The organism is Dyadobacter sp. CY351, assembly GCF_021502625.1.
Lineage (GTDB): Bacteria > Bacteroidota > Bacteroidia > Cytophagales > Spirosomataceae > Dyadobacter > Dyadobacter chenhuakuii.
Genome location: NZ_JAKFFU010000012.1, coordinates 204,726 through 230,856 on the forward strand (window position 1 = coordinate 204,726; position 26,131 = coordinate 230,856).

Annotated in this window: 20 protein-coding genes; 8 read left to right on the top strand and 12 right to left on the bottom strand. The window is 45.9% G+C overall.

The genetic code is table 11. The features are described 5' to 3' along the window. Positions 1 to 14 precede the first annotated feature (14 nt). Genes L0660_RS21505 through ettA form a run of 3 tightly spaced genes read right to left on the bottom strand, consistent with a single transcriptional unit; the run spans position 15 to position 3,717 of the window. A complete protein-coding gene (locus L0660_RS21505) occupies positions 15 to 611 on the bottom strand; it encodes a TIGR00730 family Rossman fold protein (RefSeq protein ID WP_026629344.1) in 597 nt (198 codons plus the stop codon). A 32-nt stretch (positions 612 to 643) separates the two neighbouring features. Next, entirely contained in the window at positions 644 to 2,026 is a 1,383-nt protein-coding gene (gene murC / locus L0660_RS21510) for a UDP-N-acetylmuramate--L-alanine ligase (RefSeq protein ID WP_235161266.1), read from the bottom strand. Between the two features lie 23 nt (positions 2,027 to 2,049). Continuing rightward, the gene (gene ettA, locus L0660_RS21515) at positions 2,050 to 3,717 is read right to left on the bottom strand and encodes an energy-dependent translational throttle protein EttA (protein ID WP_026629342.1); all 1,668 of its coding nucleotides are present in this window, start codon (positions 3,715 to 3,717) and stop codon (positions 2,050 to 2,052) included. Positions 3,718 to 3,787: 70 nt separating this feature from the next. Between ettA and L0660_RS21520 the strand changes: the two genes are divergently transcribed. Next, entirely contained in the window at positions 3,788 to 5,068 is a 1,281-nt protein-coding gene (locus L0660_RS21520) for a DUF349 domain-containing protein (RefSeq protein ID WP_082217289.1), read from the top strand. Between the two features lie 18 nt (positions 5,069 to 5,086). On the opposite strand, the gene L0660_RS21525 is transcribed toward L0660_RS21520, so the two are convergent. Next, positions 5,087 to 6,115, bottom strand: a complete 1,029-nt coding sequence (locus L0660_RS21525; protein ID WP_233794884.1) for a LacI family DNA-binding transcriptional regulator — start codon at positions 6,113 to 6,115, stop codon at positions 5,087 to 5,089. A 276-nt stretch (positions 6,116 to 6,391) separates the two neighbouring features. Between L0660_RS21525 and L0660_RS21530 the strand changes: the two genes are divergently transcribed. The 5 genes from L0660_RS21530 (at position 6,392) to L0660_RS21550 (ending at position 11,454) form a co-directional block, all read left to right on the top strand. After that, a complete protein-coding gene (locus L0660_RS21530) occupies positions 6,392 to 7,003 on the top strand; it encodes an RNA polymerase sigma-70 factor (RefSeq protein ID WP_235161267.1) in 612 nt (203 codons plus the stop codon). 8 nt (positions 7,004 to 7,011) lie between these two features. After that, positions 7,012 to 8,202 carry a mannonate dehydratase gene (gene uxuA, locus L0660_RS21535; protein ID WP_235161268.1) on the top strand — a complete coding sequence of 397 codons (1,191 nt, stop codon included), beginning with the start codon at positions 7,012 to 7,014 and terminating at the stop codon, positions 8,200 to 8,202. A gap of 128 nt (positions 8,203 to 8,330) precedes the next feature. Next, a complete protein-coding gene (gene uxaC, locus L0660_RS21540; protein ID WP_235161269.1) occupies positions 8,331 to 9,755 on the top strand; it encodes a glucuronate isomerase in 1,425 nt (474 codons plus the stop codon). A 14-nt stretch (positions 9,756 to 9,769) separates the two neighbouring features. Continuing rightward, positions 9,770 to 10,765: a sugar kinase gene (locus L0660_RS21545; RefSeq protein ID WP_235161270.1), complete on the top strand. Its 996-nt coding sequence runs from the start codon at positions 9,770 to 9,772 to the stop codon at positions 10,763 to 10,765. A gap of 23 nt (positions 10,766 to 10,788) precedes the next feature. Continuing rightward, the gene (locus tag L0660_RS21550) at positions 10,789 to 11,454 is read left to right on the top strand and encodes a bifunctional 4-hydroxy-2-oxoglutarate aldolase/2-dehydro-3-deoxy-phosphogluconate aldolase (RefSeq protein WP_235161271.1); all 666 of its coding nucleotides are present in this window, start codon (positions 10,789 to 10,791) and stop codon (positions 11,452 to 11,454) included. 33 nt (positions 11,455 to 11,487) lie between these two features. On the opposite strand, the gene L0660_RS21555 is transcribed toward L0660_RS21550, so the two are convergent. From L0660_RS21555 to L0660_RS21590, 8 genes are all read right to left on the bottom strand, one after another. Continuing rightward, positions 11,488 to 12,606, bottom strand: coding sequence for a DUF748 domain-containing protein (locus L0660_RS21555; protein WP_310589638.1), 1,119 nt, complete (start codon positions 12,604 to 12,606; stop codon positions 11,488 to 11,490). Positions 12,607 to 12,866: 260 nt separating this feature from the next. Continuing rightward, positions 12,867 to 14,393 carry a tagaturonate reductase gene (locus tag L0660_RS21560; RefSeq protein ID WP_235161272.1) on the bottom strand — a complete coding sequence of 509 codons (1,527 nt, stop codon included), beginning with the start codon at positions 14,391 to 14,393 and terminating at the stop codon, positions 12,867 to 12,869. 121 nt (positions 14,394 to 14,514) lie between these two features. After that, positions 14,515 to 17,031 carry an endopeptidase La gene (gene lon, locus L0660_RS21565; RefSeq protein WP_235161273.1) on the bottom strand — a complete coding sequence of 839 codons (2,517 nt, stop codon included), beginning with the start codon at positions 17,029 to 17,031 and terminating at the stop codon, positions 14,515 to 14,517. Positions 17,032 to 17,163: 132 nt separating this feature from the next. Continuing rightward, on the bottom strand, positions 17,164 to 17,724 hold the full coding sequence (locus tag L0660_RS21570; RefSeq protein ID WP_310589264.1) for a DUF6702 family protein: 561 nt from the start codon (positions 17,722 to 17,724) through the stop codon (positions 17,164 to 17,166). Continuing rightward, entirely contained in the window at positions 17,699 to 19,015 is a 1,317-nt protein-coding gene (gene rseP / locus L0660_RS21575; protein WP_235161274.1) for an RIP metalloprotease RseP, read from the bottom strand. Before rseP ends, L0660_RS21570 begins: the two co-directional genes overlap by 26 nt. Positions 19,016 to 19,143: 128 nt before the next feature. After that, positions 19,144 to 20,952 carry a MutS-related protein gene (locus L0660_RS21580; protein WP_235161275.1) on the bottom strand — a complete coding sequence of 603 codons (1,809 nt, stop codon included), beginning with the start codon at positions 20,950 to 20,952 and terminating at the stop codon, positions 19,144 to 19,146. Continuing rightward, positions 20,952 to 22,763 (bottom strand): ABC transporter ATP-binding protein, encoded by a 1,812-nt coding sequence (locus L0660_RS21585; protein ID WP_235161276.1) that lies wholly within the window; start codon positions 22,761 to 22,763, stop codon positions 20,952 to 20,954. The genes L0660_RS21580 and L0660_RS21585 overlap by 1 nt, the downstream gene beginning before the upstream one ends. A 93-nt stretch (positions 22,764 to 22,856) precedes the next feature. Further along, positions 22,857 to 23,939, bottom strand: coding sequence for an acyltransferase (locus tag L0660_RS21590; RefSeq protein WP_235161277.1), 1,083 nt, complete (start codon positions 23,937 to 23,939; stop codon positions 22,857 to 22,859). A gap of 228 nt (positions 23,940 to 24,167) precedes the next feature. On the opposite strand from L0660_RS21590, the gene L0660_RS21595 reads away from it, so the two are divergent. Together L0660_RS21595 and L0660_RS21600 are read left to right on the top strand one after the other, a co-directional pair. Next, the gene (locus L0660_RS21595; protein ID WP_026629327.1) at positions 24,168 to 24,737 is read left to right on the top strand and encodes an RNA polymerase sigma factor; all 570 of its coding nucleotides are present in this window, start codon (positions 24,168 to 24,170) and stop codon (positions 24,735 to 24,737) included. After that, complete coding sequence (locus L0660_RS21600) at positions 24,718 to 26,121, top strand: PorT family protein (RefSeq protein WP_235161278.1); 1,404 nt, start codon at positions 24,718 to 24,720, stop codon at positions 26,119 to 26,121. Before L0660_RS21595 ends, L0660_RS21600 begins: the two co-directional genes overlap by 20 nt. Positions 26,122 to 26,131 lie beyond the last annotated feature (10 nt).

Here is a 26,131-nt window from a genome sequence, read left to right on the forward strand (position 1 = left end):
TTTGGAAGGGTGACTTAGTTATTATCTACATATAACGACTTATCCAGAGGCTTATTTTCTATGTTTTGTACACGAAATGCCTCCATTTTTTCCAAAAGGTCAGCAGCATTGTCAGCTACCACCAAAAGCTTTTGATTATCAGGGTGTAAAAATCCTTCCTCCACCATTTTATCAAGTTGCAAAAGCAACAGATCGTAAAATCCGCTAACATTCAAGAGCCCGACTGGCCCTTTGAAAATTTTAAGCTGCGACCAGGTTAGTATTTCAAAAAGCTCATCAAATGTGCCATAACCACCCGGAAGCGCAATAACGCCGTCCGTAAGGGAAACCATTTTAGCCTTGCGCTCATGCATGGTTTCGGTAAAGTGGATTTCAGTCAGCGTTTTGTGCGCTACTTCAAGTTTGGCAAGAAAGTTGGGAATGATCCCGGTCACAGAACCATTGTTTTCCATGGCTCCGTCCGCCACACGGCCCATTAGGCCCATGTTGCCGCCGCCGTAAATGAGTCTGATGTTTCGTTTTGCCAACTCCGCGCCTAACGTGTACGCAGTTTCCGCATAGATCGTTTTTTTACCGGGATTGGAACCGCAATAGACTACGATTGATTGCATAGTTTAATATATAGTGTTAATGTATGGTTCTGTTAATCAAGCAATTCTGTTGCCAACGCTTTTAAGTCGAGGTCGCCGTAAGTGCCTGAGCTCATCAAAAGGAGATTGGCATTTTCCCACGTTAATGTTTTCAAGAACGCCACCATTTCCGCGGAATCGGTAAAAACTTTCAGATCGTCGCGCTTGAAAGCTGTGCGAATGTCTTCTTCCGAGATCGGTTCAAGGCGCTTGTGTTCAACTGTTTGCGGATTGTAATAAACCACTGCAATGTCTGCTGCCTTCAATTTTCTGCGATATTGGCTCAAAAACGCTTTGTTAAGGCTGCTGAATGTGTGCAGCTCTGCGCAGGCAACCAATGTGCGCTCCGGATATTGTTCTTTCAATGCAGCTGTCGTAGCCTCTACTTTTGACGGCGCATGTGCGAAATCGCGGTAAATGTTGACGGTTTCGCTTTTACCCAACAGTTCCAGGCGTTTGGAAGCACCTTTGAAAATTTGAATGGCTTCATAAAACTCGTCGTCGGTAATGCCCAGGCGTTCACAAACTGCATAAGCTCCGCTGATATTTTTCATGTTGTGATTACCAAAAACCAGCACAGGAACTTCCTTATTATCAGGCGTGATGAGGATTGTTTTGCCATCTTCAATCTTGTAGGGATGGGCATGATAGGGTGTGCTCACAACATCTGCACGCTCTTTTTGCCCGATAACATTCAGCATATCGTCGGTTTCATCGAAGATAATTCCGCCTGCTTTTGGCAACGAGTCGGCCAGTAGTTCAAATTGCTTCACGTAGGATTCCCAGGTTGGGAAAACGTTGAAATGATCCCAGGCAATGCCACTGATCAAGGCAATGTGCGGCTGGTAATGCATGAATTTCGGGGTAGGATCGAGGGGCGAAGTGAAATATTCGTCGCCTTCGATCACGATCAGCGGTGCTTCTTCCGAAAGCTTCACCATGTTGTCAAACCCTTCGATCTGGGCACCTACCAAATAATTGAAAACACGCTTATTATGATTCAAAACGTGTAAAATCATGGAAGTAATGGTCGTTTTACCATGGCTTCCTGCGATCACCACGCGTTGTTTGTTTACGCTTTGTTCAAAAATATATTCGGGATATGAATACACCTTAATGCCCAGTTCCTTTGCTTTTGCCAGCTCCGGATTGTCCTGCCTGGCATGCATACCCAAAATAACAGCCGAAAGATCGGCTGTTATTTTTTCAGGAAACCAGCCAGTAACCGCCGGAAGCAATTCATGTTTAGAAAGGCGGCTTGCCGAGGGTTCATATATTTCGTCATCGGACCCCGTTACTACAAAACCTTTTAAATGCAGGGCAATCGCAAGATTATGCATTACGCTGCCGCCGATCGATATAAAATGTATTTTATCCAGAGATGAAATCTGACTCATTGATAATGATTAACTGTTTCTAATTAAGCTAGTTTTTTATATTTAATCCGCTTCGGCGTCAGGTCGGAGCCCAGTCGCTTCTTACGGTTTTCCTCATATTCAGAGAAATTACCTTCAAACCAATACACCTGCGAATCACCTTCAAAAGCAAGGATATGCGTTGCTACGCGATCCAGGAACCACCGGTCGTGGGAGATGATTACTGCGCAGCCTGCAAAGTTTTCCAGACCTTCTTCCAGTGCGCGCAATGTATTGATATCCAAGTCATTGGTAGGCTCATCGAGCAAAAGTAAATTGCCGCCTTCCTTCAATGTCATGGCTAAGTGCACGCGGTTCCTTTCTCCGCCGGACAGGTTACCGACTTTCTTTTCCTGATCGCCGCCGCCAAAATTAAAACGGCTTACGTAGGCCCGTGCATTCGATTGCTTGCCTGCGATCATGATCCAGTCGTTGCCGTCTGCAATGCTTTGGTAAACCGTTTTGGCAGGATCCAGATTATCATGTTCCTGGTCCACATAGGCCAGTTCCACCGTGTCGCCCACATCGAAATGTCCGCTCAATGGTTTCAATTGCCCTGTTATGAGTTTGAAAAGTGTGGTTTTACCCGCACCATTCGGCCCGATAATGCCAACGATCCCGTTGGGAGGCAATGCGAAACTTAGGTTTTCATACAAAAGCCTGTCTCCAAAACCCATTGAGACATTGTGCGCTTCGATAACCTTGTTCCCGAGACGGGGTCCCGCCGGGATAAAGATCTCCAATTTTTCTTCTTTCTCGCGCCCTTCCTCACCCAATAAGCGCTCGTAAGCACCCAAACGGGCTTTGGATTTGGCCTGACGACCTTTCGCGCCCATGCGCACCCATTCAAGCTCGCGCTGCAATGTTTTCTGACGCTTTGACTCTGTTTTCTCTTCTTTCTTCAAACGTTCCTGCTTTTGTTCAAGCCAGGAAGTGTAATTTCCTTTCCATGGAATGCCTTCGCCGCGGTCCAGTTCCAGGATCCAGCCAGCCACATTATCCAGGAAGTAACGATCGTGGGTTACGGCGATAACCGTTCCTTTATATTGTCTCAAATGCTCTTCCAGCCATAAAACCGACTCCGCATCCAAGTGGTTGGTAGGCTCATCCAGCAGCAATACATCAGGCTGGCGAAGGAGCAGGCGGCATAATGCAACCCGGCGTTTTTCACCACCCGAGAGCGTTGCAACCAATGTATCTGACGGCGGGCAGCGCAGGGCGTCCATCGCTATTTCCAGTCGGTTATCCAGGTTCCAGGCGTCTGTTGAATCCAGCTTTTCCTGCACTTCGCCCTGGCGTTCCAGCAGCTTATCGAAGTCCGCATCTTCTTCTCCGAATGCCTCATTGATCTGCTCAAATTCCTTTAACAGGTCAACTATTTCCTGAACACCTTCTTCTACAACTTCTCTTACAGTCTTTGTGGGATCCAGTTTGGGCTCTTGTTCAAGCATTCCAACGGAGTAACCGGGAGAGAAAACCACGTCTCCCTGTATGTCCTTATCAATTCCTGCTATAACGCGCAAAAGCGTTGATTTACCTGATCCGTTTAAACCTAAAACCCCAATTTTAGCACCATAAAAAAAGGATAAATAGATGTTTTTAATGATATGCCGGTTTGGAGGAATGATTTTGTTAACCCCCGACATTGAGAAAATAATGGTTTCGTTACTCATTTTTTGTTTAATTTGTGCGATAACAAATATCGTTATTATCCCTACACTTAGCAGATAAAAAATTGAAAGAATGGAAAATGCCACATTGAATGATGAATACGGCTATGTTAAAGACAGCAAAGTATTTTTAAAGGGGTATTTGGAATTCCCCGACCGGCAAATTGGAGAAGTAAAGAGAACTGAGCAGGAAGCGATTGATTACTTTAAAAATCGTTTTAATATCGTTCTGAACAAAGTGGAGCAGTTGGAACAAGAAATAGATGAGGCACTTAACAAGGGTTCTTATCTTACCAAGCTGATCCAGCTTCAACGTAAGCTTAAAGGTTTTGATGCACTCGGGGACTTTGTTCCATTGTTGCAGAGACTGGAAGAGAAAGAGGAATATCTGAAAGGTTTGATCGAGGTTAACCAGCTTAAAAACCTGGAAATCAAACGTGCTTTGATCGAAGATGTGAAGGTTGCGGCGGCTATCGAAGATTATACGGCGGCAACGGACCAGATTCAGGAAATCAAAGCCAAGTGGATTCGCACCGGACCTGTGGAGAAGGAATATCAGGAAGAAGTGGAAACAACTTTTCAGCAAATCCTGGACGATTTCTTCCAACGCCGGAGGGATTATTTCGACGAGCAGAATAAAATTAACCAGTTCCGTATCGAAGAGTATGAAAAGCTGATCAAGATCACGAAAACGCTGAGTTACTCACGCGATCTGGACGACGCTTATCAGAAAGCCAGGGAAGTGCGGAATGCCTGGAACAACATTGGTGAAGTGCCGCCAAAGCGCTTTTTCAAAGTGAATAAGGCTTACAGGCACTTTTTGAAATTGTTCTATGATAAATATAATCTCGCCAAAGGCATCGAGCCCAAAGTGCGCGTTGACCCGCGGATCGTAGAACAACAGAAATTGCTGCAACAAGCGGAAACATTGCTTCGTGCACCGGACATTATTGAGGCATCGCAGGAAGCAAAAGTCCTTTTGAGCAAATGGAAGGAGATTAAAATCCCTTTCAAAATGGCAGATAAGGAACTTGCAGAGCGTTTCAGAATGGTTTGCGATAAGATATTTGAGCTAAGTTATCTGGCCCGTGTGATCAGCCGTAAATATCCTGCATTTGAACTGAAAAGCCCCGAAGAGCAGCTCAGAACGAAATACAGAGAACTTGAATGGCTTGCCAAACGCGAGAAAAGTGACCTGGAATTTGCCATACTTGAATTTGACAGGACTGCCACCGGCGATCCAGAGCAAGACAAGCAGGCAGCCGGCCGCATCAACATTCAGAAGCGGAAGGTTCAGATGAAAGAAAAGATCCTTTCAGAATTCGAAAGAAAATTGAAAACGATTACGGGTTAGTCAAATACGGGCTAGCGCTTATTTAGCAACCCGCATTGAGGACTGATTAATAACAAGATTGGAAGGCAATACCCTGGTCTCATATTCGGCCGGGGTATTTTTGCTTTCTATCAGGTCCAGAAGCAATGATGTGGCTTGCTGGCCCATTTCAAATGACGGCTGCGTAACCGAGCTTACCGGCGGATCGAGCAATGACGACATAGCCAGATCACAAAAACCAACCACCGCCACGTCGTCCGGCATGCGGTAACCCAGCTGCCGCAGTGCCCAATGGATGCCCATGGTGATCCGGTCGCTTGCTCCGAAAATGGCATCAGGACGTTCCCGAAGCGCCATCAACTGATACGTGCGCTCCGTCCCGCCTGCCTGGGTGATTTCACTATGCAACACCCATTCTTCCTTAAAATCAATGTTGTGTTTCCTTAATGCGTCCTTATAACCTTCCAAACGGAACCGCGTGATGGAAACTGGTTTTGGCCCCGCAATGTGTGCAATGCGCTTGCAACCGCGTTTAATCAAATGTTCTGTTGCTTCAAATGCGCCTTTATAGTCATCCACGCGCACCTTATGCGTTTGCATTGCGTCACTCACGCGGTCAAAAAATACCACCGGGATGCCTTGTTCCTGCAAAGAAACAAAATGATCAATGTTCTCCGACTGGCTTGAAATGGCCACAACAAGCCCATCGACACGCCGTGAAGCAATGTGCCGGGATGCGGAACGCTCGCGTTCGAGCTGTTCATGGCTTTGGTAAATCATGGTGTGGTAACCGCGGCTATAAGCAATGTCCTCCACGCCGCCGATGGCCGACGAGTAAAATCGATTGGCAATGTCAGGCACAATGACGCCAATGGTTTGCGTGCGGTTTTTGAGTAAACTGATGGCAATCGGGTTGGGATAGTAGTTGAGCTTTTCAGCCAGCTCAATGACTTTATTTTTTGTCTCCTCACTGATTTCACTGCTGTCCCGCAAAGCCCGCGAAACCGTCGATTTGGAAATGTTAAGCTGCCTGGCAATTTCCTTAATGGTGATAGAGACCTTCTTCATGGAATGTATGGGAATAATACAATTGCAACAATTTGTATAAAAAATGCGCTAACCGGCATTTGTTGCACAAATTACAAAGAGTGCACCAAGTTCCGGGAAAAATTACGAAAACGGGAACGGTTCCGGGAACGGTTGCGTAGATTTATTGATTTTTTTCAAGATTAAATTTTGTGTATCAACGAACCAATCGTTAAACTAGGTTCACTGTTGACGAGGCAAGTATGCCTTTTACCACTACGAATCCAGGAAATTTTCTATAATTAACCTAGCTCATTAATGGAAGCAAAATCATTTACCAACACCCTGTCATCCGCCCATTCCCAGAAAAGCGCGCTGGAAAGTTTATTTGGCAAAGTGGTGGCAACCGGAGATTATCATGCTTTCCGTGAATTGTTCACGCATCATTACCGGTCGCTTTGTAATTATGCAATGCGTGTGGTGGTTACGCGGGAAATCGCGGAGGAAGTGGTTTCAGATGTGTTTGTGAAACTTTGGAAAAATCGCGAGCAGATTGAAGTGCATACTTCGTTTCAGGCTTACATTTACAGAGCAGTAAGAAATCAGGCGCTGGATTATCTTAAACTGAGGATCCACCGGCAGAATGAGCGTGAATCACTGGATTCCGTACAATGGAACCTGACACACGCGGATCATTTCTCGCCTGCCGAAGAACTTACATTCAACGAGTTTTTTGATCATGTAGAAGGTTGCATCAAGGCTTTGCCAAGGCAATGTCAGCTGATTTTCCGGCTCAGCCGCGAAGAGGGCCTTCGTTACCGTGACATTGCTGAAAAGCTTGAAATTTCGGTTAAAACAGTGGAAACGCAGATGAGCCGGGCGTTGAAAGTCTTACGCGAACGCGTTCCCGAACATAGGTTAGTAGCATAAATTCAGATATGGCATTAGAACAAACATGGCGTTGGTTTGGCCCCAATGATCCTGTCACATTGCAGGACGTCCGTCAAGCCGGGGCAACAGGCATCGTAACCGCATTGCACCACATCCGTAACGGGGAAGTGTGGGAAGTCGCTGAAATACAAGCACGCAAAGAAATGATCGAGCAAGCCGGCCTTACCTGGTCGGTGGTGGAAAGTGTCCCGGTCCACGAAGCGATCAAGACCCGGACCGGAGATTTCGAACGATACATTATAAATTACCAGCAAACATTGGTGAACCTGGGCGCATGCGGCATAGACACCGTTTGCTACAACTTCATGCCTATTCTGGACTGGACAAGAACCGATCTGGATGCCCCTATGAAGGATGGTTCAACAGGTTTGCGGTTTGACGCAGCCCAGTTTGCCGCTTTTGATCTTTATCTTTTGAAAAGACCTGAGGCGGAAGACGACTACACCGCCGAGCAAAAGCAAAAAGCAAAAAGCTGGCTGGATCATGCGGGGGAAGCAGAAGTTAACAAGCTCGTAAGGAACATTATAGCAGGCTTGCCGGGCTCCGAGGAAAGCTTTACCATTGCGGAATTCCGGACGGCATTGAGTGCATATGCGCATGTGGGTGACCTGGAATTACGGACCCATTTATATCAGTTCATCCAGGCCATTGCGCCGGTTGCAGCCGAGGCAGGGATAAGGCTTGCGATCCATCCGGATGATCCTCCGTATCCAATTTTGGGACTGCCACGCGTGGTAAGCACAGAAAACGATGCATTGTTATTATTGGAAGCATATGATCATGAGGCAAATGGCATTTGCTTTTGTACAGGTTCATATGGTGTAAGACCTGATAATGACCTCAGCGGAATGGTCGACAGGTTGGGTAACCGGATCCATTTTATCCATTTGCGGGCCACAAAAAGAGAACACGACGGCAGTTTCTACGAAGCAGACCACCTCGATGGCGATGTGGACATGTATAGCGTTATGAAAGCATTGCTATCAGAGCAAAGACGCCGGACCGAAGCCGGAAGGACAGATTTAAGAATGCCGTTCCGCCCGGACCACGGTCACAGAATGCTCGACGATCTTTCAGGGACTAAAAGGACAAATCCGGGTTACACTGCCATCGGAAGGTTACGTGGTTTGGCAGAGTTACGGGGGTTGGAGTATGCTATTGAGCGGATTGGCCCCTAAATCCCCTGAAGGGGACTTTGCGTTTCTGCTGGGGGTTAGCCCCTAAATCCCCTAAAGGGGACTTGCGTTTTGCTTTGTATTGATCTTAAATAACTAAAAAAATAGCCCCCTCTTAGGGGGTTGGGGGTATGACAACATTCGCTACTGCACAAAAAACATTCATATCCGACGATTTTCTGCTTCGTTCGGAGACTGCGCGCATTCTTTATCATGATTATGCCAAAGAGATGCCCATTATCGACTATCACTGCCACCTTCCTCCCGATCAGATCGCGGCGGATAAGCAGTTTGAGAATATCACGCAGATCTGGTTATATGGGGACCATTATAAGTGGCGGGCGATGCGTGCGAATGGCATTAATGAGCGCTATTGTACGGGTGATGCGAGCGACTGGGAAAAGTTTGAACAATGGGCGATCACGGTGCCTTACACCATGCGTAACCCGCTGTATCACTGGACGCATTTGGAATTGCTGCGTTATTTTGACATTGATATCTTACTAAACAAAGATTCTGCAAGAGAGATCTATGACGAATGTTCGGCGAAATTAAAGCAGCCGGATTTTTCGGTTAGAAATCTTTTGAAACGCATGAATGTGAAGATCGTTTGTACAACAGATGATCCTACGGATTCTCTTTCTGACCATCAGGCGATCAAAGACAGTGGTTTTGACCTTAAAGTGCTGCCTACTTTCCGTCCTGATAAAGCAATGTTGCTGATCGATTCGCCGGAAGAATTCAATCAATATCTTACCAAGCTGGCAACGGCTTCGGGGGCGGGAGAAATTAATTCTTACGAAGAACTCCTGGCAGCTTTGCAGAACCGACACGACTTTTTTGCATCCATGGGCGGCAAGCTTTCGGATCATGGTTTAGAGCATATTTATGCCTCATTTGATGAAGAAGCTGCGAAAGCGGCGTTTGCGGCGGCGCGCAACGGACAGCTTCCAGGCGATGCACAACGTGAAGCATTCAAATCTATGGTGCTTTTTGAAACGGCAAAAATGGATCATGCAAAATCCTGGACACAACAATTTCACTTAGGAGCATTGCGTAACAACAATGCGCGTATGCTGCGGGAGCTCGGCCCGGATACAGGCTGGGATTCTATTGGCGATTACAGCCAGGCCTCTGCAATGTCTAAGTTTTTTAATAAACTGGATTCCACAAATCAGCTGACCAAAACCATCCTCTATAACCTCAATCCGGCCGATAATGAAGTATTGGCGACGATGACCGGTAATTATAATGACGGCACCATTGCAGGCAAAATGCAGTTTGGCTCCGGCTGGTGGTATCTTGATCAGAAAGACGGAATGGAGCGCCAGATGAATGCACTTTCCAACATGGGGCTATTGAGCCGTTTCGTAGGAATGCTGACCGATTCAAGGAGCTTTCTGTCTTACCCGCGTCATGAATATTTCCGCAGGATCCTTTGCAACATGATTGGCAGCGATGTAGAAAATGGTGAGCTTCCTGATGATATGCAATGGCTTGGAAAAGTGGTTCAGGACATTTCTTATCGCAATGCAAGTAATTATTTCGGATTTTAGGTAGGTTTGCAACTATGGCTCAAATAGTTTCTTTTGGAGAAGTCCTCATGCGACTTTCTACACCAGGTTTTTCCCGTTTTGAACAAGCACGTCAACTGAATGTTACCTATGCCGGCGGAGAAGCGAATGTTTCTACGGCTTTGGCATATTGGGGACATCATACGGCACATGTAACGCGTTTTCCTGACTCGGCAATAGGTCGGGCAGCAGCGCAATATCTTCAATTTCACGGGGTTGACATCTCCCACATCATTTACGGAGGCCCCAGAATGGCCGTTTATTTTCTTGAAATGGGTGCGGCCCTGCGCGGCAGCCAGATCGTTTATGATCGTGCTAACTCATCATTGGCCGAGATAGACCCAAAGGAAATTGATTGGGACAGCATTTTGAAAGATGCCAAATGGTTTCACTGGGCAGGCATTACGCCGGCACTTTCCCAGGGAGCAGCAGACGCGCTCCTGGATGGAATTAAAACAGCACGGAAATACGGAATAACGGTCTCAGGTGATATTTTTTACAGGGCAAATCTGTGGAAATATGGTAAAAAGCCATCCGACATTCTCCCCGAACTGACTGCCGGAACGGACATTGTGATTGCAAACAGCGAAAATATAAAGGAGATTTTTGGCATCGGCGGAAACGATTTTGTAGAGTCCTGTGTCAATTTACAGAAGGCTTATCCGCAAGTGAAGACGGTTGTTGATACAAAACGGACTTCTATCAGTGCTTCCCATAACCTTTTGCGGGCTTATCTATGGAACGGAAAAGAATTGTTGGAAACGGCTGATATTGAAATCAACCCCATTATCGACAGAGTGGGCGGCGGAGACGCATTCATTGCCGGTTTGATACACGGATTGATTACATTTAGTGATCAGCAAAAAGCACTTGAATTTGGCGTTGCGGCCTCTGCGTTGAAACATACGATCGAAGGTGACGCATTGATTTCCACAATTCAGGAGGTTGAGGCGATCCGGCAGGGGGAAACTTCAGGTAGGATCAAACGCTGATTACGTTCCAAAAAAAGAATGATATGGACAAAGAAACAACATTAACACTATTGAATCAGGTCGGCGTGCTGCCGCTGTTTTATCATGGTGATATAGAAATTGCGAAAGAGGTTATTAATGCCAGTTACAGGGGCGGTGCCCGTGCGTTTGAGTTTACAAACCGCGGCGAAAACGCATTTACTGTATTTACTGAGCTGGTTGCCTATACAAAAGAGAGCTTGCCAGGCTTATCCATGGGCATAGGGACCATTTATGATGCCGAAACTGCACAGAAATTCATCGATGCAGGGACCGATTTCATTGTAACACCTTGCCTTAACCCTGCCGTTGGATATGCTTGTGCAAAAGCCAACATTCCCTGGATTCCGGGCGTTTCTACATTAACGGAGATTTACAACGCACAGCAGGCAGGAGCCGAAGTGGTTAAACTTTTTCCGGGTGATGTTGTAGGATCCAAATTTATTAAAGCGATCCGCGGGCCTATGCCGAATGTTAAAATCATGGTAACCGGCGGCGTACAGCCAACTGCTGAAAGCATTAACGAATGGTTTGGAGCAGGCGCCTATGCGGTTGGCTTGGGATCCAATTTATTTCCAAAAGACATTATCGAAGCCGGTAATTATTCCTGGATCGAGCAGAAAGTTGCTGAAAGCATAGCACTGGTCACCCAGTTCCGAAAAGCGAGCTGATCATTCAATTTTCAATATTACTGAAAGCGGAACTTAATCTTTTTTACGTTCCGCTTTTTTGCGTTCACGCTTCGCCTTTCTTTCCGCACGTCGCTCTTTACGCTTCTCTTTTCTCTCCTTCCGCACTTCCTTAATGGTGTCTTTTACGCTCATAGAAGAGTCGTACTCAGCCTTAAAGGCTTCTACATAAGCGTTCCGGAGCACATTGATAATGATGGGCCAGAAGTCAGTTGAAATTTCGCCCACAGTCCCTTTTAATGGAATGCGTGTGGCCACCTGATCTTTCTTTTTATTTTCCAAAATGAAAGCACCGCCTTCTGCCAGGAGTTCGCGAAAGAACTGGCTCGCATTGCGGTTTTCTTCCTTCATTTTAAATATTTTCATGTCTTTGGTAAGCGGCTTTAAATAGCCTTCCAGCTTCCCGTCGACCATTTTCATCTCGCTCAGAAGACTCATTGTGCCCTGCTCAAAGTCCAGGTTGCCATACTGCCTCGCCAGACTGTTGAGCTTCACCAATTGAAGGTCTTTTAAACTAAGATTGTAATCAAAGTCCGGAATTTTCTTTAACAGCATCATATTGGCCGTAAAGAGCATGGTCCCGCCAAAACCAGGCATATCACCAGTCGCTTTTACTGGCGAAGGAAAACTTTTACCTTTTTCTTCAACGTTCCGGATGTTCTCGATTTCGAGGTTGAAGTTTTTCAGCGTCAAGTCGGTTTTGGGCTGGCTTACAATGCTGGTAAGGTCTACTTTGCCATTAATGATCTGGAAACGGTTTATTTCAATGGGCAAAAGGTCTTTGATCACTTTGGTCCAATCGTTTTCCGCACCAGTCTGGCTGGCTTCCTCGCTGCTGCTGAATGCGAAGTTGATCTCAGGATTATGACATTCCACCTCGCTCACCAACTTTCCTTTCAACAACGACTCCCACTGCACCGAGAGGTCCATCTTAGGGATAAGAATAAAAGGCTCCTTTATTTTGCCATTCACCTTGCGGATATTCATGCCGTCTATCTGGTAAGCGCCGCGGATGAGATGAATGTCAACGTCGTCAATGTGCCCGGTATAGCCATCCATATCAGCCAGCACCTTGTTCACATATTTAACGACGAAATAGGGAAGCAGCAAGCGTGCGATTATAACGATAACCACTATTCCTATCAGTATTTTTATAGATTTTTTCACAGTTATAAGTCAAAAATCGTGATGATCATTCTTTGCGTTTCAGGGTGTCATAAAGTCAAAAATGATGCCAAAGGGATTTTTGATATCGAACAGGCAATGGAGAATTGAAGTGCTTGGAAATAAAAAGTCCGCTTTTGTCTGTTTCAACAAAAAGCGGACCGTATGTATGAAGGCTTCCGGTAAAGTCGCCTTATCCTATTTTTATTAGAAAATAGTGCTATACCACATTAATCAACATCAATTTTGGGCGCATCGGCACCGGGGACAATGCGCAATGTATCCATCGCTGCTGCCTCGGCCATATGCGACTTCACAGCGTCCAGAAATCCGGGAAGCTGCGTCAGATCCGTATCCCAAAGTGATACATCGGCTAAAACTTTCTCTGCAAGATCAAGCGGTGAAGCGGCCGTTTTCCACATTTCATCAAAATACGGGGCGGCATCGCAGCGGATCGAATAAGGCTGGCCATCGCGATCGCCGTAGTAAGCGCCGTCTTTGTGGACGACCGGCTTCATAAATTTCAGGAATGCAGCGAAACCCTCTGCAAAAAGCGCTGGTGCCTGATCGGACTTTTTGTAATGGCTCAGCAATGTGGGGATATTCCGCATTCTCATTTTGGCTGTGTATTGCACAGTAATGTCGACCAGCTGGTGGCGGATGAACGGATTGCGAAAACGGTCCAGAACTTGGTTGCCAAATTCCTGCGCACGCGCCGCATCCACATCATAAGGAATGGCCGGAGCGAGTTCTGTCAACATTAAATCCGCAATAAAAGATGCGGTTTCGGTGTTTTCCATGCTTTCCCGGACCGTATCCAGGCCATTCAGGAAGCAAAGGCCGCAAGCAAGCGTATGCGTGCCGTTAAGGAGGCGTAATTTCAGCTCTCTGTACAGATCAATGTTGGGTTCTATCACAACGCCTTTGTCCGCCTCAGCAAAGCTTAAAACGGATTTCACATGTTCGCTCCCTTCAATGGCCCACAATCTGTAAACCTCCGAAACGATCAGTAAGTCATCCTTATAACCTTGTTGACCCGAAATAAGCGCCACGGTTTCAGCGTCCGGTTTGCCGGGAACAATGCGATCCACGAGCGAGCTGCAAAAATGATTATGTTCTTCCAGCCATTGATTGAATGTTTCGTCCAGGTTGTGACGTTTGGCTTGTTCGAGAACAATGTCGCGTAATTTTTGCCCGCTGTTAACGATCAGCTCAGTAGGAACGATCACCATTCCGGACGCTGCACTTCCGTTAAATGCTTTAAAGCGCTCATACAAGTAAGCCGTCAGTTTTCCGGGGTAGGAAGCTGGGGGAGTGGCAAAAATATCATCTTCAGTCAGTTGTATCCCAACTTCTGTCGTATTTGAAATAACAATTTTTAATTCCGGGTTGTGAGCACATTCCAGGATCTCAGCCCAATGACTGTTTGCTGAAATGGTCCGGCTAATGGCGCTATTAATTACCAGCTTATCAACCTGATTTCCATCCTCAATGCCGCGGATGCTGTGTGAGAATACGTTTTGCTGCGTAGCAAATGCATCGGTCCCGCCGCTGTTTGTAGACTTCACAACCACGATCCTGCCATTGAAAATCCCTTGCTGATTGGCCTTGTTTACAAAATAATCGGGCAAGCCGCGCAGCAGCACGCCTGTACCAAACTGAATGATCTTTTCAGGCAGTGCAAGCAGGTTTTGATGGTTTGGCAACAAGTCTGGACGCTGGTCCAGCAATTCGGGGGAAAGCTGCGGTAGGGACATTTTAATAATGAATAGTTGTTGATATCAGGACGTGTTTTCGAATTACAAACCCCTAAGCAAAAAAGACGCCCGGAAGCGTCTTTTTTGAACTCAAAATAAATTATTTTTTTGAAAACGGCCTTTAAACGTCCAGAGTCGCGTATCCGCTTTCTTCTTTTTCTTTCTTCTCTTCCGGGAAAATAAAATTGGTGGCATTTTTTACCTTCTCAGGCAGCAATGCATATTCCAGCACCTCATCAATCTGATCCACATAATGGAACGACAGATCTTTGATATAATTCGCTGGCACCTCCTCCACATCCTTGCGGTTTTTTACACAAAGAATAATTTCCTTCACACCGGCACGGCGCGCAGCAAGGATTTTTTCCTTCACACCGCCCACAGGCAATACTTTTCCCCTTAATGTTATCTCGCCCGTCATCGCGATGAACGGTTTCACCCGGCGCTGCGTAAAGATCGAAGCCATAGAAGTTACCATGGTCACGCCCGCAGAAGGCCCGTCCTTGGGCACGGCACCCGCAGGCACGTGTACGTGAAGGTCATAATGGTTAAAGATCCTGTAATCGATGCCTAACCGGTCTGCATTGGCTTTCAGATAAGATAATGCGGCCACTGCCGATTCTTTCATCACATCGCCCAGCTGGCCAGACAATGTAAGGTTTCCTTTTCCGCGGCTCAGGCTGGTTTCAATGAAAAGAATTTCACCACCGACAGAAGTCCAGGCCAGGCCTGTTACTACGCCTGCAAAATCATTATCCTGATACAGATCCTTGTCAAAAATCTCTGAGCCAAGGTATTTTTCAATCTGCTCAGCCTTAATGGTTTTAGGATATTCCTGCTCCATTGCAACCGATTTCGCGATTTTACGGACAACCGATCCTATTTTCTGTTCCAGGTTCCGGACACCGGATTCCCTTGTATAACCTTCTATAATTTTAGTCAATGCAACATCGTCGATCTTGATATCAGTCGATTTCAAGCCGTGATCTTTGCGTTGTTTGGGAACGAGGTAACGTTTCGCGATCTGCAATTTCTCTTCGATCGTATAACCCGTCATTTCAATGATCTCCATCCGGTCGCGCAGGGCAGGGTGGATGGTGTCCAGTGCATTGGCGGTCGCTACGAACAGAACCTTGGAAAGATCGTATTCAACTTCCAGGTAATTGTCTGTAAATGAAGAGTTTTGCTCAGGGTCAAGCACTTCCAATAATGCGGAAGAAGGATCGCCGCGGTAATCGGAGCTAACTTTATCAATTTCATCCAGAATGAACACAGGATTGGCATAACCTGCTTTTTTAATGTTCTGAATGATTTTTCCTGGCATTGCGCCGATATATGTCTTTCTGTGGCCACGGATTTCAGCCTCATCATGCACGCCGCCCAGCGCCATTCTGATGTATTCACGGTTCAGTGCTTTTGCAATGGATCTTCCCAGCGAAGTTTTACCAACTCCCGGAGGTCCGTATAAACAAAGGATAGGCGCTTTCAGATTGCCTTTCAACTTTAAAACAGCCAGATATTCAATGATACGCTCTTTTACTTTCTCCAAACCAAAATGGTCTGCGTCCAGCACTTTCTGCGCACGGACCAGGTCGAAATTGTCTTTGGTATATTGTCCCCACGGCAGGTCAACAAGCATTTCCAGGTAATTCATCGTCACCGGATATTCGGGTGCCATTGGGTTAATGCGTTGCAGCTTCGCCAGTTCTTTTTCGAAATGCAGGCGCACCGCGTCCGACCATTTTTTCTGGCTTGCTTTCAAACGGATCTCATCCAGATCGCGCTCCGGGCTGTCCATACCGAGCTCGTCGTGCAGGACTTTTATTTGTTGTCTAAGGAAATAATCGCGTTGCTGCTGGTCAATGTCGGAGCTGGCTTTGGTTTGGATTTCCCGTTTCAATTCCAGCATTTCTATTTCCCGCATCATATACTGAAGCAGCAATGTGGCCTGCTTGTGTCCATTTCTCTCTTCAAGCAGCTTTTGCTTATCCGCAACCTCTACATTAATGTTGGAGGAAAGAAAATGGATCAGGAAAATAGGGCTTTCAATGTTATCCAGCGCGATCCTGGCTTCCTGAGGGATTTCAGGGTTCAGGCGCATGATCTTATGCGCGCCGTCACGCAGGGACTGCAAAAGTGCTTTGGATTCCTTTTTGGTCGGGCCAACAAATGAATCGTCAATCGCCTTAACCTGTGCAGTCAGATATGGTTCTTCGTGCAGAATGGTTTTAATCTCAAAACGCTGTCTTCCCTGCACAATAATCGTCACATTCCCATCTGGTAACGTGATCATTTTCAGGATCTGGGCAACCGTTCCGACATTGTAAAGGTCCTCAGCAGTAGGGTCTTCCTTGTTGGGAATGGCTTGCGTTACTGCTCCGAGTATGCGTTGATTTATATCCGAATTCCTGTATATTTTTTTGACTAAACGAATGGCCTTCTGGCGCACTACGGTCACGGGAATAACCATTCCTGGGAAAAGTACTGTTTGCCTGATCGGCAGTATCGCAAGTTCTTCGGGGAGTTCAAAAGGCTCATCGGAGCCATCAGGGCCACCAAGAGGAACAATTTCAAGGCTATCCATATCCGAATCGGACATTAGCAGCCGACTATATAAGTCAGAAGGTTCAAATTTCATAGGCATTCTGTCAAAATGACAGATAATCTTTTCCCAATATATAAATAATGACTTTCAAAAGAAAGGGAATAATAAAACAAAATAGCCATGCCACCAACGGCTGTGTCAGGCTTTTTAGTAACCGGAATGCGGTTAAAGAATGTGTACAGATTGTCCCTTTTTAAACAAGAATGTGCGTTTTTCGGAAGCGCTTTTAATGTTCGTCATATTGACCTGATCATCAAAAACCTCCATCAGCGTGCTGTTTTGTAGCTTGAAGCCATTCAGAGGACCATTGAATGGAATTTCGAGATAAACCCATGTTGCATCCTCCTCCTGTTCCTTCCCCACATACTTTGCAGCAACCGGTTTTTTCTGACTGTCCATCAGTACAAACGATTTCAAAACATATCGCTCGACCAAGGGATCATTTTTGTCATTGTTCTTTATCACAACGCGCTGCTTATCATTTCCCTGGGTCAGCCCTGGCTGTGACAGCGCACGTTCAAGATCGTCCGTGAACATACGTATACTCACTTCGAATGTTCTGAGCGCAGGGTTATACTGCATCTGTGTGACGCTAACATGATAATCATGCACTGACGACGACAGGGTCAAAACGAAAAAAATAAGGAAAGGAAAGCGGATTAAGCGCTTTGTCCTTTCCTTATTTTCAACCAAAAATATTTTAAAATACTGCTTTCCAGACATCATTGAATATTGCAAAAGCCATCAGGCCAAGTAAAAGCACCATGCCGACTTTCTGTGCATTTTCCAAAAAGCGATCGGATGGTTTACGTCCCGAAATGATCTCGTAAGAAAGGATCACCGCGTGGCCGCCATCCAATGCCGGAATTGGTAATGCATTCATGAACGCAAGCACCATTGAAAGCAAACCGGTTAAATACCAGAAACGGCTCCAGTCCCAAACGCCACCGAACATACGGGCAATGCCGATCGGTCCGCTTAGTGCTTTGGAAGCTGAAACTTCACCTCTGAATATTTTACCAAAACCTTTAATGTTGTTATAAACGACGGCAAAAGCATCATTTGTGCCCACCGAAATGGCTTGTGCCAATGTATATTTTACAGCCGTGTAGTTCAACAGACTTTCGGGATAGAAACCCAGCGTTCCGTCTTCGTCCACAGTAGCATTAAGCGTTTTGCTTTCCGCACCGCGTTGAACGAGCAGTTCAGCTTTTTTGCCTTTCAGATTTTGCAGCTGCCCTTGCAGCTCATGGAAGAACTGGATAGGCTGACCATTGATAGAAATGACCTTATCCCCCGTTAACAGACCTGCTTTTTGTGCAGGAGACGCCGGTACAACTTCACCGATCTTGAATGGTTCCAAAGGACGGATAAAGCTTCTTTTTTCTTCCGGATCAGATAATTTTTCAATAAAATCATTCGGAATGTCGATCTCAACCTCTTTTCCGGCACGGTTCACCGTGTAAGAACTATTGCTTCCGAGCAGCACTTCCGAACTTCCCAGTTCATCAAAACTAGTGAACGGCTTACCATTCACCTTTACAATTTTGTCGCGCGTTTGCAGGCCGATTTCCTTGGCCAGGTCGCCGGCTACAATGCCGTATTTATTGACCTCGGTGCTGGAAAGATATTTATCCCCATTATTATACGCAATGACGATGAATATGAAAATCCCGACGATCACATTGACGATAATTCCGCCAAGCATAACGATCAAACGCTGCCAGGCTGGTTTCGAACGGAATTCATAGGGCTGAGGCTCCTTGTTCATCGTCTCAGTATCCATGGACTCGTCGATCATTCCCGATATTTTGACGAAACCTCCCAACGGGATTGCGCCAATGCCATATTCTGTTTCTCCTTTTTTAAAGCTGAATATCTTCGGAGGAAAACCAATGAAGTATTTTTCAACTCGCATTCCAAACATTTTCGCAGCAAACATATGCCCCCATTCATGCAGCCCTACCAAAATTGATAAGCCCAGAATGAGCTGCCCTGCCATTATTAATACTTCCATTCAGGTTTCGGTAATCGTTATTTGTTATTAATTAATGTACTAAATCTAATGCTTAAAATCCTCAATCCACGCTCAGAATTAAGAAACGTAATTGTGCCCTGTAAAGTTACGCAAATCCGGGCACAACATTATTTTTCTATCTGAATACCCATCATTCGCATCAATTCCGAAGCATTGAAGCTCTTACAAATTCCATCGTGCAGCTTGTAGTCGAATAGTAATTCACCGTTTTCGACATCGGACCTGAAATGGAAATTGTGAACGTAACTTTCCGTAGCGCCCCATTCCCCAAGTTCAAGATCGTGGGTCGAAACCAGCCCGGAAGCTTTTTTCATATGCAACTGTCTGATCAACGCTTCGGCTCCGCGGTGGCGGTCGGAAGAGTTGGTGCCTTTCAGGATTTCGTCCAGTAAATAAAATACCGGGGCAACATTGTTCTGGTCGGACAGTTCCAGCAGCTTTTTCAGCCTTTTTAGTTCAGCATAAAAAGATGAAGTGCTTTCTTCAAGCGAATCTTGCGTGCGCATGCTGCTGAAAACGCGTACAGGTGCGCATTTGAATGTTTTTGCACTTACTACTGCGCCCATTTGAGCCAATACGAAATTTAACCCGATTGTTCGGAGAAACGTACTTTTGCCTGACATATTCGAGCCTGTTACCAGAACAGTATGCCCTGTTCCCGACACACTGAAATCATTGCTGATCCGGCGTTCCAGCGGAATGAGCGGATGGCCCATTTCCTTGGTATCAATCTGGAATTCAGGAGAATCGACAATTTCGGGAGTAATGTACGTGGGATTGGCAAATGCGTGACCAGCCAAACTGTTCATTGCTTCGGCGTCGGCCAGGACTTCCAGCCAGTCGGCTAATTTGTCGTGATTGTCCCGTTTCCAATTTTCAAGTCCTGCAATGCAAAAGAGGTCCCAAAGCGTTGGAATCCCCACAAATAGTGAGAAAAATATATTGTTGCGGTAATCCAGTTTTTCGAAGAGTGCTCCGACTTGTTTCAATGATTGCCCTGAACCTGCAATGCGGTCTTTGCGGGTAAGCCACCACTGTGCCTGGTAGGGAAACGATTGGGCGACTTCGAGGATTTCTCCATAAGAAACCAGTGTTTTCCCCAGCTCAGTGGTGCGGTTTGTGACAGCATCAACATATGCTTTGAACCGCGCAATTAATACGGCATTCACGGCAATGCATAACAATAATGGCCACGCAGGCAGGATCGAAAATAAAAACAAAACGGCAACAATCACGGTAATGACACTGAACCAGCGGAAATTCAGCAGGCGTGCCATGTCTTTGTCCATAAATTCCGTCGACCATTTTCTGAAATCGCCGAGTTGCTGTGCGGCATGTTCATGCAGTAAGGCAGTTGCTTCCAGCGCCTGGATCATTTCGGGATGGTTGCTGAATTCCGCCGCAGCTTCCTGCCGAAGCCTGATCTCCTTGACATCCGCATGGTTTTTGAGCCAGTTTGCGAAACGCTGGCTGCCTTCCGCGGTGCGGGTACGGTTGAGGAGCTTATACAGTGAATATTCTCCAAAAATGTCCAGATCACTTCCAAACGCATGTTCTTTTTCCTGAAACTGCACGCCGGAATCTGCTCTGTTGAAACGGAATGAAAGCCGGTTAAGCTCGTCGGTGTTGATCGTAACAAGGTTGCGCTGAAAATCGCGTAATCTCCGGGCGGCTTGCTGGCGGCGCATCGAAATCAAGAAAATCACGAGCAATCCGAATGCTACTAATCCCCAGACAGGCTGGTTTTGGTTACTCCACAGCCATAGGAAGAAGATCATGGCAAAAAACACGAGCAACCTGGCAATGGCTAGCTGATTAAAGTTCTGCAATGCGGCTGCTTCGGCAATAGCTGCTTTGTTTTTTTCTGTTTCAAAAAATGCTTTGGAGGATTTCTGGGTTGTGCTGCTTGTTTCCATCAATTGCTATCTGCGGTTTCAAATTGCAATTTGATCAGATTTGCGTACAAACCATTGTCCATAAGTGTTAATTGCTGGTGCGTTCCCGATTCCGCAATGCGGCCTTCCCGGATAACGTAAATCATATCCACCTTCCTGATAGTCGCCAAACGGTGCGCTATAACGATCGTAGTGCGGTTTTTCATCAATTCATCCAATGCAATCTGCACCAGCTTTTCCGATTCCGCATCAAGCGAACTTGTTGCTTCGTCTAGGATCAGAATTTTAGGATCTTTCAAAATCGCGCGGGCAATGGCTATGCGCTGGCGCTGACCGCCGGAGAGCTTGATACCGCGTTCGCCAACGACTGTGTCAAATTTTTCAGGGAATGTATCAATGAACTCCCTGGCGTGTGCGCGTCGGGCAGCATCGTAGATTTCTTCCCGGGTTGCATTGGGTTTTCCGTAGGCGATGTTCTCGTAAATTGTTCCACCAAAGAGCATTACCTCCTGCGGCACGATGGCAATGTTCTTGCGCAGCTCGGTTAATCCGTAAGATTCAACAGGCTGGCCGTCAATAAGAATGTTGCCCGTCTGGTGATCGTAGAATCGCATGAGCAACTGCACGATCGTTGACTTTCCAGCGCCGCTGTAACCGACCAGAGCAATTTTTTCTCCTGCTTTTATCTCAAATGAAATTCCTTTTAAAACCGGCAGATCCGCCCGTGAAGGATAAGAGAAATGCACATCCTGATACACAATGTGGCCTTCAATAGGGCTGGCAAGCGCATTTTTTGCATTTTCCAGATCCAGCTCGGGTTCTTCTTCCAGTATTTCAAATATCCTTTCGGAAGCGCCGATGACCCGGTTTATCTGCGCATACAAATCGCCCATTCCGCTGATGGAAGCGCCTATGAATGTGGTATAAAGAATGAATGTAAACAAATCCGAAAGCCCGAACTCACCTGCCTGCACCAGTCCTGCGCCATACCAGATCACCCCGACAATGCCACCAAAAAGGGCGAAAATAATAAACGAAACAAATCCACCCCGGAATGCTGCCGCATAAAGCGATAAATCCACCACCCGCTTCAAAATCAGCTGGTAACGGTTTACTTCTAGCGGTTCATTAGTAAATGCTTTGACCACATTCACAGACTGCAATGTTTCCTCTACAACCACATTGGCCGCCGCAAGCTCGTCCTGCACTTTCCTCGCAAGCCGGCGCTGATGCCTGCCGAAAAACACCGAAGCGATAACCAAAACCGGAAATGTTGCCAGCATGAAAAGCGTGAGTTTCCATGAAGTATAAAAAAGAATGGAAACACCCACGATTAACGTGGCGACCTGTCTGAAAATCTCTGCTAACGTGAAGGAAAGTAAACCCTGTAACTGCGAAACGTCGGAAGTAATGCGGCTCGTAAGCTCGCCAACGCGACGCTGTTCGAGAAAAGCGATGGGTAATGTGATAATTTTGGTAAAAACATCCGACCGGATATTGGTCATCGCCAGTTCGCTCACTTTTGTAAACAAATACACCCGGAAGAATGAAAAAACCGCCTGGCATATCAATATAAAGAACAGGAAAAGCGTGATCTGGTTAATGGTGTAGGGCGATTTGCCCTCAATCACTTCAATAATGCTTCCTACCAGCTTCGGGAAAGCCAGTGAAGTGGCGGTGGACAGCACAAGAAAAATGAGCCCGATAAAGAATGTGAGCCGGTACGGCCTTAAATATTTGAGCAGGTCAAGCGTCGTTTTAAGCCCTTGCCAGCTTATTTTTCGCACCGCGAATGGCGATGGTTGTTCAGGAGTGGGTTCACTTTTGGCCATTAAAAATCAGTATAGTGCACATGATAACACATGATTTGAAAATAATATTCAAATATGCGTGGTTAGGCTGCAAAAGTAAGTAAGAACGGGAAACTATTGTATGGCAATTTCCCGGGAGCGGGCATGTGAATCTTTCTGATTCCGGTTTTTGTACCAGTTGCGTATTAAATGATTGGCCGGAATTTCAACGAATTTGTTGATCAGCCAGGCGGCTAAGGTAACCAGGGCCATGGCTATGAGCAGGGCTGGGTAAATGTTCACCTGCCAGACATCGGTAAGTATTGCCAGCAAACGCAAACCCACATACTGATGGATCAGATACAGGCAATAGGAGATTTTACCCAAAAAGAGAAGGGGCGCTGTGTTTAGAAATTTCAGCTTGCCAAATATCGCCAGCGCAAAAACAATGTGGAAAAAAGTCAGGATCGCATAATGTTCATAAGGAGTCACATGATACTGTGAACGGCCGCCCTGATTGTGCAGATAGCACGCGGCGAAGAGACAAAACCCAATTAACAGCGAGTTTTTCTTTACATGGTTTCCATTTCTGATGAGGTAAAAAAGAATGCCGGAAAAGAATAGCGGGAAGTGGTTGAGCAGTTCGATCTTCCGGGTTGCAAACTCATGAAAACCTGTATATAGCGGCGAAAAAGCATGAAAAAGGATAATGAAAACGGTAAAAATAAAGCCCGCACTCACAATGTTTTTGATATTCCCGGTAACCAGTAGCACCAGGATCCAGAAATAGAATATAAGCTCAACCAATAATGTCCAGTAAGACTGGTCCATATTCTCCTGATTGAAAAAGATCGGCATCATCGTCGTATTTGCCAGAAGCTTTTGAAGGGTAACTGCCTCTGGTTCAATAAGCATCATGGCCATTGTTGTTATTAACAGGCAACACCAGAATGCGGGATACAGCCTTGCGAACCTGAAAACGACGAAATCAGGCCATTTTTTTACTCTTGAAATGGTAAGGAAAATGACAAATCCGCTGATAATGAAAAATATATCAACGCCCGTGACGCCATATCGGAATTCCCATCCCAGCAATAAGCTGTTGGAATTGATCGTGAAATGAAAAAGGACAACCAGCACTGCCGCCAGACCGCGTAATGCGTCCAGTTCAAGAAAGCGGGAATCGATAATGTTAAGATGAGGACGTTTTTCAGTCATTCAATGGCTCCTGACCGGGCAGGAAAAATTAACGTTGAGTAATAATACTATGCTGCCAAATTTGGAGAAAAATCCACAGTTCTCACATTTGACAAGGCAAAAATTCTCGTCAAACGGTGACTTAATGGTAAGATTCTCAAATGGTTATAAAAAATCACCAAAAAATTGCAAACTTGTACGCAACCCTGACTTTCGGTTTGCCGTACTAGTGTTAAAAGAGCAAATAGCATGCCCGAGTATACCTCCGCAGTTCTTCTTGAACTACTCGACGGCTGTTTAAAGAAAAACCGCCGCAGTCAGGAGCTGTTGTATAAACAGTTTTACGGCTATGCTATGAGCATTTGTTTGCGCTATACACGCAGCAGGGAAGAAGCGAAAGAGATACTCAACGATGGATTTTTTAAGGTTTTTACCAAGCTGGATACATTCGATTCCAGCCGTTCATTTAAAACCTGGTTGAGCAGAATTATGATTAATACAGCCCTCGATCATTACAGACAGGAAATACGCCGGGATGTTTTTGATGATGTGGAAGTTGCGGACAATGTGGCCATTGATGAAACGGTCATCAGCAAACTTGCACACGAAGAATTGATGGAGCTGATCCAGAAACTGACCCCTTCTTACAGACTTGTATTTAGTTTATCAGTTATAGACGGCTATACACACGAAGAGATTGCAGACCAGCTGAATATTTCAGTAGGGGCGTCGAAGTCAAATTTGTCGCGTGCAAGAGAAAAATTGAGAGAAATGTTATCAAAGATAAATATTGGCGATTATGACAGAGTTACCAGATGACGAACTGGATAAGCTCTTCAGAAAGTCATCAGAAGAGCTTGATCCACAATTTGATCCGGAGGATTGGAATAGGTTAAGAAAGCGGCTGGATGCCAACGACGGCAAAGTTCCGGGCGGCTGGTTGAGGAAATGGTGGCCTTTGGGCTTACTTGCGCTGCTGATCCCGATCGGCTTCGCACTGTATTTCACGAACAAAACGCAGGAATCAGCGACCCTGCCCATTACGGACCGCCAGTCGAAGAGCGAAATTGCGGCTGATAATAAGGCAAGTGACGATGTAGCAACAAGCAATTTTGATAAAACTGATTTAAACAAAAACGAAGTACGGACTGGTGAAAAAAATCCGAAATCGCCCGAAAAGCTGCCGGAAAGGGCCATTCTGTCAACCAAACCTTTACGTAATAAGGAAGCAGACATTGCGAAATCTTCCTCTGTCGCAAATTTGAATATTACCGATTACCAACGCAGGAAAAAATTGCCCCGGAGCCAGTCTAAGACAGGCGGAGTGTACTTAGAGCCTAACCGCTCAAAGCAGGAGGAAGGCGACGGGGCTTTTTTCGTTAACGGCATTGCCAACGACGGATTACCGGAGCGAATTGTAACGAACAATGCTCCAAATGAACAAGTTAAGGAGCAACCTATATCGGAGGAGCAAGTAAGAACATTGATTTCCGCCACGAGGTTAGCGAGCAGGACATTGAACTGGGAAAATCAGCCGGAAATCCCGGCTGTAACATTCGATGCACCCGAAGATGTTGTTGAACCGGCAGAACCTGAAAAAGTGGTGGAAGATTATGCCAAATGGGCCGTCCGGCTTGGTTATTCGCCGGATTTGACAACAGTTGGTTTCAAAAATTATACAAAGCCGGGGACCGCTTTTTCTCTTTTAATTGAATACGGCTTATCGTCAAGGCTTTATCTGCAGAGCGGAGTGATATGGAGCCGAAAAGATTATTACGCTTACGCAAAGGACTATGAGCTGAAAGATTATGTGACTTATTATAATACGCCATATGGAGTTGATGGAGAATGTACTATGATTGAAGTCCCGCTCGGGCTCCGTTATAATTTCATCCATAAAGCACAGTCGAAGTTGTTCATAGGAACTGGCGTTTCATCTTATTATGCTCAAAAAGAGCAGTACAAGTATCATTATGCCAAATATGTCCCTAAGCAGAAAGAAGGTTGGGATGGAAAAACAGGATGGTTCTTACTGAGTCATATCAATGCATCCGTAGGCTACGAACGCACGATCACAAACAAATTTTCTCTTGTAGCAGAGCCCTACATCCGAATCCCGGTAAAAGGGGTAGGTTACGGAAAAGTAAATCTCACGACAGTGGGAATGTGGATATCACTGCGCTATACACCCGCTTTCAAATAACCCGCATACC

Bases quoted from the DNA above. Each gene is read 5' to 3' on its own strand.
- L0660_RS21505 (WP_026629344.1), bottom strand. From the start codon at position 611: ATGCAATCAATCGTAGTCTATTGCGGTTCCAATCCCGGTAAAAAAACG.
- murC (WP_235161266.1), bottom strand. From the start codon at position 2,026: ATGAGTCAGATTTCATCTCTGGATAAAATACATTTTATATCGATCGGC.
- ettA (WP_026629342.1), bottom strand. From the start codon at position 3,717: ATGAGTAACGAAACCATTATTTTCTCAATGTCGGGGGTTAACAAAATC.
- L0660_RS21520 (WP_082217289.1), top strand. From the start codon at position 3,788: ATGGAAAATGCCACATTGAATGATGAATACGGCTATGTTAAAGACAGC.
- L0660_RS21525 (WP_233794884.1), bottom strand. From the start codon at position 6,115: ATGAAGAAGGTCTCTATCACCATTAAGGAAATTGCCAGGCAGCTTAAC.
- L0660_RS21530 (WP_235161267.1), top strand. From the start codon at position 6,392: ATGGAAGCAAAATCATTTACCAACACCCTGTCATCCGCCCATTCCCAG.
- uxuA (WP_235161268.1), top strand. From the start codon at position 7,012: ATGGCATTAGAACAAACATGGCGTTGGTTTGGCCCCAATGATCCTGTC.
- uxaC (WP_235161269.1), top strand. From the start codon at position 8,331: ATGACAACATTCGCTACTGCACAAAAAACATTCATATCCGACGATTTT.
- L0660_RS21545 (WP_235161270.1), top strand. From the start codon at position 9,770: ATGGCTCAAATAGTTTCTTTTGGAGAAGTCCTCATGCGACTTTCTACA.
- L0660_RS21550 (WP_235161271.1), top strand. From the start codon at position 10,789: ATGGACAAAGAAACAACATTAACACTATTGAATCAGGTCGGCGTGCTG.
- L0660_RS21560 (WP_235161272.1), bottom strand. From the start codon at position 14,393: ATGTCCCTACCGCAGCTTTCCCCCGAATTGCTGGACCAGCGTCCAGAC.
- lon (WP_235161273.1), bottom strand. From the start codon at position 17,031: ATGAAATTTGAACCTTCTGACTTATATAGTCGGCTGCTAATGTCCGAT.
- L0660_RS21570 (WP_310589264.1), bottom strand. From the start codon at position 17,724: ATGATGTCTGGAAAGCAGTATTTTAAAATATTTTTGGTTGAAAATAAG.
- rseP (WP_235161274.1), bottom strand. From the start codon at position 19,015: ATGGAAGTATTAATAATGGCAGGGCAGCTCATTCTGGGCTTATCAATT.
- L0660_RS21580 (WP_235161275.1), bottom strand. From the start codon at position 20,952: ATGGAAACAAGCAGCACAACCCAGAAATCCTCCAAAGCATTTTTTGAA.
- L0660_RS21585 (WP_235161276.1), bottom strand. From the start codon at position 22,763: ATGGCCAAAAGTGAACCCACTCCTGAACAACCATCGCCATTCGCGGTG.
- L0660_RS21590 (WP_235161277.1), bottom strand. From the start codon at position 23,939: ATGACTGAAAAACGTCCTCATCTTAACATTATCGATTCCCGCTTTCTT.
- L0660_RS21595 (WP_026629327.1), top strand. From the start codon at position 24,168: ATGCCCGAGTATACCTCCGCAGTTCTTCTTGAACTACTCGACGGCTGT.
- L0660_RS21600 (WP_235161278.1), top strand. From the start codon at position 24,718: ATGACAGAGTTACCAGATGACGAACTGGATAAGCTCTTCAGAAAGTCA.